Origin of the sequence: Iningainema tapete BLCC-T55 (assembly GCF_014698965.1) — a bacterium.
GTDB lineage: Bacteria > Cyanobacteriota > Cyanobacteriia > Cyanobacteriales > Nostocaceae > Iningainema > Iningainema tapete.
On the sequence record NZ_JACXAE010000054.1, the window covers coordinates 33512 to 47425 of the forward strand.

A 13914-nucleotide genomic window follows, 5' to 3' on the forward strand; every position below is an offset into this window, starting at 1 on the left:
ACCAGGCGTGCGATGTTCGATTGGCTTTTCGTCGGGACTTAGACCCAAGTAAACTCACCAACTGCTTATGTCTTCCCTGCTCTTGAGTGGAAATTCGTTTCCTATTAATGTCTGTGGGTCGTGAGGATAGATCACTAAGGAACCAGATGCAACAACAAATGATGTTTTGACCAAAGGTCGGTTCACCGCATGGAATTTTCAATCGCTACACTCCTGACCAATTTCACCGATGATAAATTGGTAGCTCGTAAACTGTTAGAAAAAAAACTTGGCTGTGAAGATGAAGATTGTTTACAAAAACTTCACATAACCTTGGAAGTGCTGGAAAAAATCGGGATTTTGGCGAAAGACCGGGGTAAATATCGCCGGATTTCAGAAGAAGGACTGATTGAAGCAAAACTGCGCTGCTCTAGCAAAGGCTTTTGCTTTGCAATTCAAGATGTGGAAGGAACTGAGGATATTTACATCCGTGAAAGCCATCTGAGTAATGCTTGGAATGGCGATCGCGTTTTGGTCAAGGTTCTCAAAGAAGGTAGCCGTCGCCGTTCTCCAGAAGGAGAAGTGAAGTTGATTCTAGAACGCTCCAATCACACTTTACTCGCACGGATTAAACAAGTAGATGGGGGCTTTCGCGCTGTACCGCTAGATGATAGATTGTTGTTCGAGCTGAAACTTCTCGCCAATGGTCTTTCTTTAGAAGGGGCTGTTGACCATTTGGCGCATGTTGAAGTGCTGCGTTACCCCCTTGCACAATATCCGCCAGTAGGTAGGGTGGTGCAAATCTTGGGTAGTGATGCAGAAGCGGCTGCTGATATTGATTTGGTTACTTGTAAGCACGACTTATCTCGTACTTTCCCGGATGGAGTACAAGAAGCAGCAACAAAAGTGCCAAAGAGATTATTGAAAGCAGATTTAAAAAATCGGTTGGATTTACGTCAAAAGTATACCTTGACCATTAACAGCAACAAGAATGATACATCGGTCGAAAACGCCTTAAGTTTAGACAGAACAGATGCTGGACATTGGCAGTTAGGGTTTCACATCGCTGATTTAACTCACTATATTCAACCAGATGAAGCGCTTGACAGAGAAGCGCTCAAGCGGGGTAAGTCAGTATATCTGGGTGAATTAGTCCTGCCCATGTTACCAGAAACTGTGATCGAAAGAAGTTCATTATCACCAGGATCTGATCGCTTAACTATTTCTTTTCTAATTACAATTGATGCTCAATCAGGAGAAGTCATAGAATGGGAGATTATACCTAGCGTAATTAACGTTAAAGAGTGTGTCAGTGCTAAGGACGTAGAAACAATTCTGAACACCAACACTACAGATTATGCTCCAGAAGTAGTCGAAATCATACGACAACTCGAAATCTTACGGGTAGCCCTAAAACAAGTGCGCTTGAGTCGTGGTTGCTTGCAGTTGAATTTACCACCAAACCAAAACCCCTACTACGATGAAGGAATTCTTGGCTGTGTGGTAGTAAATGATTTACCAGTACAGTCGCTGATGAGTGAGTTTGTACTACTAGTAAATCAACTGATGGCTACTCATTTAAGCGCCTTGGGTGTTCCGGCAATTTGGCGAGTTCAAGGCGCACCCGATCCAGAAGATGTCCAGGAGATGCTAAAATTAGCAATCAATTTAGGGGTTGAACTGGTACTAGAGCCAGAAGACGAAATCCAACCTTTAGATTATCAACATTTGACCAGGGTATTTGCTGAGTCAGCATCTGAGCAAGTTCTTACTTACTTGTTGCAAGACACGCTCAAGCCATCTGTGTACACCACAAATAAAGGACCTCATTTTGGTTTAGCACTCCTTGGTGGGTACACTCACTGTACATCTCCAATGCGCCGTTACCCAGATTTGCTCATGCAAAGGGTCTTTTATGCTCTACTAGAACATGGACGCGATCGCCGTAATACTCGTGTGAAAGAGCGTGTCAATCTGCGCCACTCCTCTTCACACGGAGAAATTAACTGGAATGTTCTACCTCCAGAATTGCAAAGCGAATTGCAAAGTGATTTAACCAGGGTAATTGTTCAGCTTAACGACCGAGAAAAAGAAGTTCAAGAAGCTGAAGCTGATTTAGCAGGGTTACAAAAAGCTTCATTGATGAAACAGCGCATCGGTGAAGTGTTTATGGGTGTGATTACTGGTGTCCAATCTTACGGATTCTTTGTCGAAATTGAAGTACCACCAGCAACCGTAGGTACAGAAATTAATAGCCGTGTACCGTTACGGGTAGAAGGATTGGTACATGTCAGTTCGCTCAAAGACGATTGGTATGAGTACCGCGCTAGACAACAAGCTCTATTTGGACGCAAAAATCGTGCTTCTTACCGATTAGGCGATCGCGTTGCTGTTCAGGTGAAAAGTGTAGATTACTACCGCCAACAAATTGATTTGGTTACGGTTGGTAGCGATGGTTTAGCGCATAAGAGTATTAACCTCTCCAACGGCGAAGTTCCAGATTTGTATTTACACAACGATATGGAGCCAGATGACTTAGAGCCATATGGCGACGACGATTGACGGGGAAATGGTTAATAGTTAATGGTTAATGGTTAATTGCAATTAACCATTAACATTTTTTTCAGGTAAATTCCACATTGTGCAAAGTGTCAAATAACACTAACTCATTGATAATTGGTGTCACGGGTGCATCTGGTTTGATTTATGCAGTTCGCACTCTCAAATATCTGTTAGAAGCAGATTATACTATTGAATTAGTGGCATCTAAATCAACTTATATGGTTTGGCAATCTGAACAGAATACTCGGATGCCAGTAGAATCAGTTCAACAAGAACTATTTTGGCGACAGCAAGCGAACGTTGAACAAGCAGGTAAATTACAGTGTCATCCTTGGGGTGATATTGGAGCTAATATTGCCAGCGGTTCCTTTCGGACTTTAGGAATGATTATTATTCCATGCAGTATGAGTACGGTAGCGAAGCTAGCTGTGGGTTTAAGCTCTGACTTACTCGAACGGGCAGCTGATGTTCAACTCAAAGAAGGACGAAAGCTAGTTTTGGTTCCTCGAGAAACTCCTTTGAGCTTGATTCACCTACGTAACTTAACTACGTTAGCAGAAGTTGGAGCCAGAATAGTCCCGGCGATTCCTGCTTGGTATCACAATCCCCAAACCATTGAGGATTTAGTTGATTTTGTGATCGCCCGCGCTTTAGATCAACTGGACATTGATTGTATCCCCCTACAAAGGTGGCAAGGTCGTCGTTAAGATTAATGCAGAGGAGTAAGGGAGTAGGAGAGTTTGTGAGAATAATAACTCCTGTCTCCTGTCTCCTGAACGCCAGACACCTCTGTCGGGAAACCCTCCTGCATGGCGCTTCGCTCCTCCTGTCTCCTGTCTCCTGTCTTCAAAATCCCTATGAATGTAATTCGTTTATTCTTATTACTGGCGGTACTAGGAGGACTAACACTTTTGTTAGTGCAAAACTTGTCGCCAGTGATATCTTTGACTTTTTTGGGTGTCAAGACTTCAGCATTACCGCTAGCTAGTTGGATTTTGTTCAGTACTGGTGCTGGTATTTTTACATCTTTGTTGATTACTAGCTTGTTTAATTTATCAAACTACTTTACTAGACAAACACAAAATACCCCACGTAAAGCAGCAACAACTTATACGAGTGCTACGTCTGGTAGAAAAGAAACAAAGCGTCCAGAACCTCCACCATCTAATGTTGCGGATGATGATTGGGATCAAGATAGCAGCAAGGATGACTGGGATGTTGAGGAGAAAGACGAACCGATTAAGGATAGAGCAACTATTTATGAACGACAACAAGAACCAAAAAGTGTTTCTCAGTCAGGTTCTGTTTACTCTTACAGCTACCAAGAACCAAAAAATTCAGGAGTAAGAAAAACTGAATCAGTTTACGACGCTGATTACCGTGTAATTGTCCCTCCACATCAACCATCGACTACCAATAAGGCAGACGATGATGATTGGGGATTTTTGGATGAAGATTTGGACGACTTGGAGCCGCGCGATCGCTCGAAGTCTACTTGATCCCGCAGCGCTCTCGTGATTCTTGCTTAACTGTACCACTCATAGCCGCTTCCTGTAACTTCATAAAAGCGTTAAAATCTTCTAAATCATACCTAGTTGCTAGCAGCTGTCGCAGCTGGTTTTCTGCTTCAACCGTCAGATAGCCTGTTAATAAAGCTTTTTGTACAACATCACGAATCCGAATCATGGTTGAAACCTCTAACGACCATACATACTTTATTCAGACTTAATTGCATATGATACGCAGCAGTTTTTGTCTCTTTACCATTAAGTTGTTTAAAGCTTGCTTGCAACATTTGCCAGAGTAAGTCATAATTTACACCTTGAGCCAATTTTGTCTTAATAAGTGAAATTTTATGGCAATAAAGCTAAATATCCAGTAACCAACCGTCGGTAGAAACACAGAGCTTCCCTGAGTCAGAATGCCTCCATGCCAATAGAGAATTGTCCTTGTTTATGTAGACTGTCCTTGCTTGAATAAAGTTTCAAAAAAATTATATAAAATTTCTGTTAAGACTTAAGATACATAAGCTACAACTGTCAAGTCACCTAACGACCGTTATTAATTTCGTTAGAAATTTAATCTTTATTTATTTTGGCTTTACATAAAAATCGTTAAAATCATGCCAATGTAACCTTTATTACACAACGCTTATGACAGCAGGTGGTTCAAAACCAATAGAAGAGGATTTTACAGAGGCTAAAAATAATTGGGAGTTAGAAAAATTATACGTAAATTTAGCATCCGCAAAGGGAAAAGCCCTTACTCCTGTAGAGAAGAAATTTTTACGAGGCTTACTCTGTGGCTTTAGCCCTGCGGAAATAGCTAGTACTGTATATCAAAGTCGTAGCAGTAGTACAGTTAGGGTTTACCTCTCTAATGGATTGTATAAGTACATAGAAGAAATGCTGAGTCATCTATCTGGATACTCAGTAAAAGTAAAAAACTGGAGCCGCGTTACCTATTTGCTAGAAAAAGCCGGGTATAAAAAAGTAGATGCGCCCATCAGTACGTCTCAATCACAAACTTCGGATGAAGATTTTGTCAACACGAAACTAAATGGTGCTGCTATTTCCAATGCAGTGCTTCCTTTTGTTGAGGATTGGGGTGAAGCAATTGATGCTAGTGTTTTTTATGGTAGGAAAACAGAACTAGCTCAAGTTAATAAATGGATTGTTGAAGAATATAGTCGGCTAGTAGTAATCTTAGGAATGGGAGGAATCGGTAAAACAGCTTTTTCGGTGAGGTTAGCTGAACAAATCAAAGATAAATTTGAATACGTGATTTGGCGATCGCTCTTACTTGCTCCCAATTTAGAACTTTTTTTAACCCAATTAATTCAAATTTTTACCCAACAAGAAATTTCCTTAAATCAAAGTGTAGAGAGTAGTATTTCACAACTAATTGATTGTTTGCGTTCTTCACGTTGTTTACTTGTGTTAGATAATTTTGATGCAATTTTATGCCAGCAGTACGAAGAAAATTTAATATCAAGAAATGTTCCTAAAATTGAGTATAAACGAGGTTATGAAGTTTATGGTGAATTAATTAGACGTATAGGAGAAGCTCAACATCAAAGCTGTGTCATATTAACAAGTAGAGAAAAACCTCAAGAAATTTCTGCTTTTCAAGGGGAAAAATTGCCCGTTCGCTGCATAAAATTAGCTGGGATCAGTAATGTAGAAGTTAGGGAAATATTGCAAGCTAAAGGACTGACAAACTTAACAGAAGAAGAGTGTAATACATTATTTGAATTGTATGCAGGTAATCCGTTATTTATTAAATTAATTGCTACAGCTATTCAAGAGTTATTTGGTGGTAATATCAATGAGTTTTTAGAGCAGGGTATTAGGGTTTTTGGAGATATTAAAGCAGTGTTAGATCAGCAATTTAATCGCTTATCTAGCTTAGAAAAGCAGATTATGTACTGGTTGGCTCTGCATCCAGAACCAGTGTCAATGCAGAATATACAGAAACAAATTGTACCACGTCTGTCGCCAGGATTAGTATTAGAGGCTGTAGAGTTATTGCAAAGGCGTTCTTTAATTGAAAGACAAGCATCTCACTTTTTTATAACTCCAGTATTAGTAGAGTATATAGCTGAGCAATTAGTAGTACAATTTTAAATTATGAAAAATCAGGAGTCAGGAGAATTGATTCTGTCTCCTGTATTCTGTCTGCTCATATACTTTGTACTTAATTCATGAACAGTTTATTAAAAGGTGTTAATTTATACTTAATAGCAATGCCAGGCTCTGGTAAAACTACAGTAGGAAGGGAACTGGCAAAGCAGCTAAACTACGGATTTGTCGATACCGATGTCGTAATTGAAAAAACCGCAGGCGATAAACCGATTACCCAACTGTTTGCAGAATTTGGCGAAGCAGCGTTTCGTGAATTGGAAAGTAATGTGTTAGCACAAGTTTGTGGATTCACTCAGCTGGTTATTGCCACTGGTGGCGGTATTATATTAAAGCGTGAAAACTGGAGTTACCTTCACCACGGCTTAATTGTCTGGTTGGATGTACCAGTGGAACTAATTTACTCCCGTTTAGCAGAGGATACCACAAGACCACTATTACAAGATGTTGACCCAAGAGCAAAACTGCGCGAGCTCTTGGAAACAAGACAACCACTTTACGCCCAAGCCGACTTACGTATTACTATCACTGAGGAGGAAACACCAGAACAAATTGCTACGCGAGTAATTGAGGAAATTCCTACCGTTTTAAAACAAAATATTCATCCACCAGAAGATAGATCATTAGACAAAAGAAATTAAGTTGGTGATATCCCAAGATTTTTTACCAGATTCTTATGATGACCGACGAAAATGAGTACATAAAGCAGGATGTAGCAACTCGCGTACAGATACTGAGCGAGGCTTTACCTTACATTCAAAAATTTGCAGGTCGAAGAATTGTTGTTAAATATGGTGGTGCAGCAATGAAAGATAGCACCCTCAAAGACAAGGTAATTCGTGACCTGGTATTCTTATCTTGTGTAGGTTTGCGACCAATTTTAGTACATGGTGGCGGACCAGAAATTAACAGTTGGCTAGATAAACTGGGAATTGAACCTCAATTTAAAAATGGTCTGCGCGTGACGGATGCTCCGACAATGGATGTGGTAGAAATGGTGTTAGTCGGACGAGTTAATAAAGAAATTGTCGCGCTGATTAACCAAGCGGGTGGTTCTGCGGTGGGATTGTGCGGTAAAGATGGTAACTTAATTACTGCCCGCCCTCAAGGGCAAGAAGGGATCGGCTTTGTCGGTGAAGTTTGCAGCGTGAATATCAAGATTTTGGAAACACTGGTTAACAGTGGTTATATTCCTGTAGTGTCTAGCGTTGCAGCCGATGAGACAGGACAAGCTTACAATATTAACGCCGATACTGTAGCAGGAGAAATCGCCGCAGCGCTAGGAGCAGAAAAGTTAATTTTGCTCACCGATACTAGGGGTATTTTAAAAGATTACAAAGACCCTTCGACGCTGATTCCTAAAGTAGATATTCAAGAAGCCCGTGGTTTGATTGCAACTGGTGTCGTCGGTGGTGGGATGATCCCCAAAGTAAATTGTTGTGTGCGATCGCTTGCTCAAGGTGTAGACGCAGCACATATTATTGATGGTCGCATACCCCACGCCTTGCTTCTAGAAATCTTTACCGACGTTGGTATTGGTACGATGATCGTCGGTTCTCAGTTTACACATTAGAGAGGGGACGGGCAAGATGCCCATCCCACAAGAGATGCCCATATACCTCGTTCCTAGTCTCCGACTAGGAATGCCCGTCGGGAGGCTCCGCCTCCGGTTCTGGCGGCATCGCAATGTCTGTGCAAATTTTTTGTGGGGTAGGTTTCAAGCGAAAGCCCCCTTGTTTCAATTTTGGTATTCTTCATATAGTTCAAAAAACCTTTCTAGGGCTTCAGGCTCATCTACTGAGAAGAAAAGAATTACAGCAAATTGCAAGTTAATGGCGTACACCCCGAACGAACCCTCCCCTTGTTCAGGGGAGAACTGGGTGGGGTAGTGTACCTCACTAAGATGAAAAGCGCTATATTTTAGCCCATAATTGACCTGATTTAATTTCATATTTTTCTTCAATCCACGGTTGAAACCCTTCAAATTCCCTTTCTTGTTCAATTGGAGGTATGCCAACTTCTCTTCGCGCCAAACTGTATCCTCTCAATAGCATATCAAGTCTAGTAATTGAGGCAGTTGCTAAGTACATACCTGGTCTTTTCCTAATACTACTTAGAAGCTCATAGAGAGCGCGTGGGCTGGGTTTAAAATCATTCCCTGTCGAGTTAAAAGTTTTTTCATTTTCCTCTTTTTTTAAACTCTCATTCCATTTTAAAAATTCGTCAAATAGTTCAAAAAAGTTATAAAATTTACTTTTTTCACTCCCACTGATAAAGAGAATTGTTCCCGACCATGATTGAGATACTGTAGTTTTTACTCTTTCTTGTATCCACTGTTGAAATCCTTCAATTCCAGATCCCTCTCGCTCTAATCCCAGATCCATTCGAGTATCTAGATATCCGTTTAAGAATAAATGGTGACACGTAACAGAGGGCTTATCTAAATACAAACTGGGGTTTTCCTTAATCTTTTGGATAAGCTTGTAGAGGTTACTCATCTTAATTACCTGCACTTAAATTAAGAATGTTCAATGCGTAAGCCTGTTTAGGAAAAATTACTTTAAATATTAAAAGTAAAATAAACGTTCAAATTCCTACTAAACTAGATACAGTTGTCTTTGCACGCAGTGATATAACTCCTAATAATGCTATTGTAACTATCTCTAATTATTTCTATTATCAAATCTTTGGTCTAAAAGTGTACCAATTACAAGTTAATGCCCAAAATCATAATCGATTATTTCTGAAGTTAAACGAAAGCAAATCGCAGTTATGATTGAAGGTTTAGAAAAGAAAATATGTTTAGATTAAGTAGTCATTGTAAAGATTAATTGTTGAAAAAATTAGTGTGTTATTGTATTATTTTGCTCAAGTCTCATCAAGCAAGGTTTTGCGCTCCCAAGATCCCCGACTTCTTTAAGAAGTGGGGGATCTAATTCTGCAAGTACTGGCAAAATAAAAGCAGTGCTGTATTGGTATTAAACGTGAGTAGCGAAAGTTTAGAAATTGCTAAAGTTAGATATCAAGCTGGGAGAGCCGCTTTTGAAAAGGGGCAATACAAGCAAGCAATTGAACAACTCGAAAAGGCTAGCGCTCTTTTGGCTCGTAATTCCCGTCTTGGTGGTGAGGTACAAATTTGGCTGGTAACAGCTTATGAAGCGGCTGGGCGTACTGATGAAGCGATCGCCCTTTGCGAACAATTAAAACGCCACCCCCACTTAGAAACGAGTAAAGAGGCAAGCAGGTTGCATTATATCCTGAAAGCTCCTAGATTACAACGACCTCAAGAATGGATGACGGAAATTCCCGATTTAGGTGGAGTGTCGGATAATGAAAGTCAAATTCGGTATGCGGGTAAAGATACTAAGGGTTCGGCAAAGAAGCCTGATGAACTGAAGTTTGATGATTTGAGTCAGATTAATACTAAAGATAATCGCTTTGTTTGGGTGGCGTTGTTGGCGATCGCTTTAACTGTGGCTGGTTTGATTTGGTATAGTCTGTAACGAACCACCTCTAATACTTCTCACTAACAGGTAAAAAAGAAAAATTTTCAACTACTGAATTTCTGTACTTATGACAAAATTAATCACTTCCCCTGCTCCCCCTGCTCCCCCTGCTCCCCCTGCTCCCCCTGCTTTTGTATGGCTTGTGCTGTTGGTATCGCTGCTGCTTTCTGGTTGTGTGCAGTATGATGTGGGCGTGAATTTTGATCACCAGAATAGTGGCGAGTTTGTGCAGCATATTAAGTTGGGAGAACGGTTGACTAGTTTTAGTGGTGATTCTGTATATGAATGGTTGAACAGCATTGAGCGTCGCGCTCGGAAGTTGGAAGGTAAAACGCGGCGGGTATCCAAAGAAGAAATGTTTGTAACAATTCCTTTCAGTAATAGTCAGGAGTTACAAGCAAAGTATAATGAATTTTTTCATCCCAATGGTGAGCAAAAGTTAGATGCACTAAGGAGTGCTGAAACAGAACTGCCGAAAATTGAATCTAATTTACTGTTGTTTCAGAATAATTTTTTACTGGTAGTACGGAATCGGTTGATTTATGATTTGGATTTGCGATCACTTGCACTTATTTCTAGCCAAGGTAATGTTCTGGCTAATCCTGGTTCAATTCTAGATTTGGATTTTAGCTTGAAGACACCTTGGGGAGCAAAGAATATTCCAGGAAATGTTGCTCTCTCACCGCAAAAGAATAATAATCAGTTGGTGTGGAAGCTGCAGCCAGGAGAGTTAAACCATATAGAAGCAGTTTTTTGGCTTCCCAGCCCTCTGGGTATTGGTACGTTGTTAATTATCCTATTTGTCTTTTTAGGACTTTATCTCAGGTACAGCTTTATGCCAGATCCCAGAATTCAATTTACCCCCAAAAGTACAGACGCTCCGGCGGAGCGTCTCTACGACTGACTCCTTTACGGAGATAACCGCTGTATTTTCCAACTACCATCATTTAAGCGGGTGTAGAGTAAGCGATCGTGTAAGCGACTAGAGCGCCCTTGCCAAAATTCAATTTCTGTGGGAATTACTCGCAAGCCACCCCAATGAGGGGGACGTGGAATTTCCTGATTTTGATATTTTAGTTGAAGTTCGTGCAACTTTTGCTCCAAGGCTTCTCTAGTTTCAATCACTTCGCTTTGATTCGATGCCCAAGCACCCAACTGACTGTTGACAGGACGACTGTGGAAATACGTATCTGATTCAGTAGCAGATACTTTCTCTACCAGCCCAGAAATACGGACTTGACGTTCGAGTTCAGCCCACCAAAAAACTAGATAAGCTTGAGGATTTTTTGCTAGTTCTTGTCCTTTATGACTGTTATAGTTGGTGAAAAAGACAAAGCCTCGCTCGTCAAAATCTTTGAGCAGCACCATTCTTGCCGAAGGTTTACCATCTGGGGTAGCAGTAGCAATAGTCATGGCATTGGGTTCTGTCAGTTGCGCTGCTAGTGCTTGATCGAACCATTGTTTAAATTGTATGACAGGATTGGGATCGACTTCAGTTTCACTCAAACCTTGTAAGGTATAGTCTTTGCGCAGATCGGCTATAGTTTTTTCCATTACACAATGCATTGAGTAAATCGGATGAACTAGACAAGTACTTGATCAAAATATTTATCATGGATATTAACCCCAATCGAGCTATATTGATTCTGTCTTTGGAGTATCTAACACATATTGCATTGCAATGCGCCGTTCAGCCTCCCTTCAACGTTTGTTAATATATGGTCTGAGCGGTCCGATTATCGCTCTTAACATTTGGCTGCTGTCTGTACTGTTTTATTATTTTCGTCATCCAATTACTATCCTTAGCATTGCGGCACTTCTGGCTTTTCTACTCAATTACCCGGTTAAGTTTTTTGAACGCGCTCCGATGACTCGCTCTGGAGCAGTAATTATTGTTTTGCTGTTAGCGTTAACGCTGTTTATAATTATGGGTGTAACGCTAGTGCCAATGCTGATTGACCAAACAATCCAATTGTTAAATAAGATTCCTGATTGGTTGAGCGCTAGTCAAGCAAATCTACAAAATGTTGAAGCGATCGCCAGACAACGACGTTTACCACTTGATTTTAGCGTTGTGAGTAAACAAATTAATGCTAACATTCAAAGTTTGGTACAACAGCTGGCTACCAGTGCTGTAGGCATTGCCGGGACGCTGCTGACAGGATTACTGGATATGATGTTAGTAATTGTACTAGCGTTTTATATGCTTTTGTATGGCGATCGCGTTTGGCTTGGTTTATTCAGCCTTTTACCAGCTCATATTCGAGTTCCTTTAATTACATCCTTGCAACTAAATTTCCAAAATTTCTTTTTGAGCCAACTATTGCTAGGATTATTTATGGTCATTGCCCTGACCCCAATTTTCTTGCTTCTGGGTGTGCCATTTGCATTGTTGTTTGCTATAGTCATTGGCTTGTCTGAACTTATACCTTTTGTGGGGGCAACTTTAGGTATTGGGTTAGTCACAATTTTGGTGCTGCTACAAAACTGGTGGTTGGCAGTTCAAGTGGCTGTAGCCGCAATCTTCATGCAGCAAGTTAAAGATAACCTGTTAGCTCCCAGGTTACTCGGTCAAATCATCGGACTCAATCCCATTTGGATTTTTGTATCAATTTTGATGGGATTTGAGATTGCGGGATTGCTAGGTACGATTCTTGCTGTTCCGATTGCTGGTACGATTAAAGGTACTTTTGATGCCATTAGGAGCAAATCAGGAAATTCTATATCAACTGTTATTTTTGCTGATGATTCACCACCCAACTAACATAGCAATGTTGTGTATAATTATAACCATTGAGTGATATATATTATACAACTATATCTCAATGTTGAAAACATATTTTTTTGCAAAAGTATCAAAATTCAGACTTGCAGAATTTTAAATCACAATTCAAAATGGTATTAAATGCAGATGTCAGGGAAGTAATCAACGAGATAAATTACTAGCGTGTTGGGTTTTCAATGAGACAATTTAACTTTGTAATAATTTTTATCCTGTGTCTGGCTTTTGCTCTATTTGCCATCGAGAACACAGAGCCAGGGACAATTCACATAATTCCTGGTTATCAAGTACAAGCACCAATTGCTGTAGAGTTACTATTGGCTAGCGGCTTGGGTGCAGTTTTTGCTTGGTTATTTAGTATCTGGACACACTTAGGGCGGCTTTTGGTGTCTGGAAAACAAGTTCGCCAAAAAAATGTGCAGCTTAAAGAATTAGAAACCAAGATTGAACAGTACCAAGCGGAAATTCAGTCTTTACAACTAGCGCTACCACCAGCAGGTGATTCATTGAAAGAAGCACAAGCTGCTCAATAAAGGAACTGGTTAATAGCTAATGGCTAATGGCTAATTGCACTATTAGCTATTAACCATTAACAATTCTTAATCCACTCATCCAAAATCTAAAATCTTATTGATGGATGCATCCTTACTATTAGAAACAATTACCAAGCTGATTCACCAGGCAGAGCAAGGAGAAATTGATCCTTGGGATGTTCAGGTGATTGAAGTAATTGATAAATACATAGAACTAATGGTACCGGAGGCGACACGAGGGTATGAGGCAGACTTATCCCAATCAGGGCAAGCTTTTTTGTCGGCATCAATGCTTGTGTTATTTAAAGCAAACACTTTGATGCAGTTACAATCAGCAGCAGAGCAACAAGTTGCCGAAGCGGAATTACTACCTTTAGATGAAGAAACAGTACACCAAGCTCATCGCTTGCAACTGGAGAAACATCTACGTCGTCGCCCAACGGCAATGCCTCCACCAAAACGGCGTGTGACTTTGCAAGAGTTGATAGAGCAATTGCAAGTAATGGCGCAACAGTTGCAACTGGTGCAAAAAAGCCATAAACCAGCTCGTAAGAGCCGTCAACCTAGTCTTCAGTCTATGCGAGCTGCCCTAGAGTTAGCTCATCAGGAAAATTTGACTGAAGTGGCTTTAGAATTAGAGCAGCTATTGTATCAAATTTCACAAGAGCATCAGGTGCAAAAAAGTTGGTTTAATTTAGAGCAGCTTGTAGATTTGTGGAAACAGACGAAGCAAAAGCCGTCAAAACAGCATATTTCTGCTCCCCATGAATCGCTTAATAGTCATAAAGTAAGTGTCTTTTGGGCATTATTACTTTTGTCGGCTCAATCTAAAGTGGAACTATTACAAGAGGAGTTCTACCAAGAAATTAAAATTAGGTTAATTACATAACCAGCGAATGTTAGTGATACAG

15 protein-coding genes are annotated in these 13914 nt (G+C 40.4%); 11 read left to right on the top strand and 4 right to left on the bottom strand.

The features are described from left to right. The first annotated feature begins 189 nt into the window (after window positions 1-189). The 3 genes from ICL16_RS15690 (at window position 190) to ICL16_RS15700 (ending at window position 4040) form a co-directional block, all read left to right on the top strand. Window positions 190-2541, top strand: coding sequence for a ribonuclease R family protein (locus ICL16_RS15690; RefSeq protein WP_190829333.1), 2352 nt, complete (start codon window positions 190-192; stop codon window positions 2539-2541). 86 nt (window positions 2542-2627) lie between these two features. Then, window positions 2628-3248 (top strand): UbiX family flavin prenyltransferase, encoded by a 621-nt coding sequence (locus tag ICL16_RS15695; protein ID WP_190829335.1) that lies wholly within the window; start codon window positions 2628-2630, stop codon window positions 3246-3248. Window positions 3249-3398: 150 nt separating this feature from the next. Beyond that, a complete protein-coding gene (locus ICL16_RS15700) occupies window positions 3399-4040 on the top strand; it encodes a LapA family protein (RefSeq protein ID WP_190829337.1) in 642 nt (213 codons plus the stop codon). On the opposite strand, the gene ICL16_RS15705 is transcribed toward ICL16_RS15700, so the two are convergent. Further along, window positions 4033-4227 (bottom strand): hypothetical protein, encoded by a 195-nt coding sequence (locus ICL16_RS15705; protein WP_190829339.1) that lies wholly within the window; start codon window positions 4225-4227, stop codon window positions 4033-4035. The two genes, ICL16_RS15700 and ICL16_RS15705, sit on opposite strands and share 8 nt — an antisense overlap. 467 nt (window positions 4228-4694) lie before the next feature. Here ICL16_RS15705 and ICL16_RS15710 point away from each other — a divergent pair, with 467 nt between their 5' ends. The 3 genes from ICL16_RS15710 (at window position 4695) to argB (ending at window position 7755) form a co-directional block, all read left to right on the top strand. After that, complete coding sequence (locus ICL16_RS15710; RefSeq protein WP_190829341.1) at window positions 4695-6167, top strand: NB-ARC domain-containing protein; 1473 nt, start codon at window positions 4695-4697, stop codon at window positions 6165-6167. 77 nt (window positions 6168-6244) lie between these two features. After that, the gene (locus ICL16_RS15715; RefSeq protein WP_190829343.1) at window positions 6245-6823 is read left to right on the top strand and encodes a shikimate kinase; all 579 of its coding nucleotides are present in this window, start codon (window positions 6245-6247) and stop codon (window positions 6821-6823) included. A gap of 38 nt (window positions 6824-6861) precedes the next feature. Next, window positions 6862-7755, top strand: coding sequence for an acetylglutamate kinase (argB, locus tag ICL16_RS15720; protein WP_190829537.1), 894 nt, complete (start codon window positions 6862-6864; stop codon window positions 7753-7755). A 165-nt stretch (window positions 7756-7920) separates the two neighbouring features. On the opposite strand, the gene ICL16_RS15725 is transcribed toward argB, so the two are convergent. Both ICL16_RS15725 and ICL16_RS15730 read right to left on the bottom strand, forming a co-directional pair. Further along, window positions 7921-8133 carry a hypothetical protein gene (locus ICL16_RS15725; RefSeq protein ID WP_190829560.1) on the bottom strand — a complete coding sequence of 71 codons (213 nt, stop codon included), beginning with the start codon at window positions 8131-8133 and terminating at the stop codon, window positions 7921-7923. Then, on the bottom strand, window positions 8096-8680 hold the full coding sequence (locus ICL16_RS15730) for a hypothetical protein (protein ID WP_190829345.1): 585 nt from the start codon (window positions 8678-8680) through the stop codon (window positions 8096-8098). Before ICL16_RS15730 ends, ICL16_RS15725 begins: the two co-directional genes overlap by 38 nt. A gap of 486 nt (window positions 8681-9166) precedes the next feature. Here ICL16_RS15730 and ICL16_RS15735 point away from each other — a divergent pair, with 486 nt between their 5' ends. Then, a complete protein-coding gene (locus ICL16_RS15735; RefSeq protein ID WP_190829347.1) occupies window positions 9167-9685 on the top strand; it encodes a tetratricopeptide repeat protein in 519 nt (172 codons plus the stop codon). 70 nt (window positions 9686-9755) lie between these two features. Next, the gene (locus tag ICL16_RS15740) at window positions 9756-10592 is read left to right on the top strand and encodes a DUF3153 domain-containing protein (protein WP_190829349.1); all 837 of its coding nucleotides are present in this window, start codon (window positions 9756-9758) and stop codon (window positions 10590-10592) included. Between the two features lie 5 nt (window positions 10593-10597). Here ICL16_RS15740 and pdxH read toward each other — a convergent pair whose 3' ends face one another. Then, the gene (gene pdxH, locus ICL16_RS15745; protein ID WP_190829351.1) at window positions 10598-11242 is read right to left on the bottom strand and encodes a pyridoxamine 5'-phosphate oxidase; all 645 of its coding nucleotides are present in this window, start codon (window positions 11240-11242) and stop codon (window positions 10598-10600) included. Window positions 11243-11369: 127 nt separating this feature from the next. Here pdxH and ICL16_RS15750 point away from each other — a divergent pair, with 127 nt between their 5' ends. The 3 genes from ICL16_RS15750 (at window position 11370) to ICL16_RS15760 (ending at window position 13892) form a co-directional block, all read left to right on the top strand. Next, window positions 11370-12452 (top strand): AI-2E family transporter, encoded by a 1083-nt coding sequence (locus ICL16_RS15750; protein WP_190829353.1) that lies wholly within the window; start codon window positions 11370-11372, stop codon window positions 12450-12452. 197 nt (window positions 12453-12649) lie between these two features. Beyond that, window positions 12650-13003, top strand: a complete 354-nt coding sequence (locus ICL16_RS15755; protein ID WP_190829355.1) for a lipopolysaccharide assembly protein LapA domain-containing protein — start codon at window positions 12650-12652, stop codon at window positions 13001-13003. A gap of 100 nt (window positions 13004-13103) precedes the next feature. Then, window positions 13104-13892, top strand: coding sequence for a segregation/condensation protein A (locus ICL16_RS15760; RefSeq protein ID WP_190829357.1), 789 nt, complete (start codon window positions 13104-13106; stop codon window positions 13890-13892). Window positions 13893-13914 lie beyond the last annotated feature (22 nt).

Coding starts and splice junctions, on each gene's coding strand:
- ICL16_RS15690 (WP_190829333.1), top strand. CDS start 190: ATGGAATTTTCAATCGCTACACTCCTGACCAATTTCACCGATGATAAA.
- ICL16_RS15700 (WP_190829337.1), top strand. CDS start 3,399: ATGAATGTAATTCGTTTATTCTTATTACTGGCGGTACTAGGAGGACTA.
- ICL16_RS15705 (WP_190829339.1), bottom strand. CDS start 4,227: ATGATTCGGATTCGTGATGTTGTACAAAAAGCTTTATTAACAGGCTAT.
- ICL16_RS15710 (WP_190829341.1), top strand. CDS start 4,695: ATGACAGCAGGTGGTTCAAAACCAATAGAAGAGGATTTTACAGAGGCT.
- ICL16_RS15715 (WP_190829343.1), top strand. CDS start 6,245: ATGAACAGTTTATTAAAAGGTGTTAATTTATACTTAATAGCAATGCCA.
- argB (WP_190829537.1), top strand. CDS start 6,862: ATGACCGACGAAAATGAGTACATAAAGCAGGATGTAGCAACTCGCGTA.
- ICL16_RS15725 (WP_190829560.1), bottom strand. CDS start 8,133: ATGAAATTAAATCAGGTCAATTATGGGCTAAAATATAGCGCTTTTCAT.
- ICL16_RS15730 (WP_190829345.1), bottom strand. CDS start 8,680: ATGAGTAACCTCTACAAGCTTATCCAAAAGATTAAGGAAAACCCCAGT.
- ICL16_RS15740 (WP_190829349.1), top strand. CDS start 9,756: ATGACAAAATTAATCACTTCCCCTGCTCCCCCTGCTCCCCCTGCTCCC.
- pdxH (WP_190829351.1), bottom strand. CDS start 11,242: ATGGAAAAAACTATAGCCGATCTGCGCAAAGACTATACCTTACAAGGT.
- ICL16_RS15750 (WP_190829353.1), top strand. CDS start 11,370: ATGCGCCGTTCAGCCTCCCTTCAACGTTTGTTAATATATGGTCTGAGC.
- ICL16_RS15755 (WP_190829355.1), top strand. CDS start 12,650: ATGAGACAATTTAACTTTGTAATAATTTTTATCCTGTGTCTGGCTTTT.
- ICL16_RS15760 (WP_190829357.1), top strand. CDS start 13,104: ATGGATGCATCCTTACTATTAGAAACAATTACCAAGCTGATTCACCAG.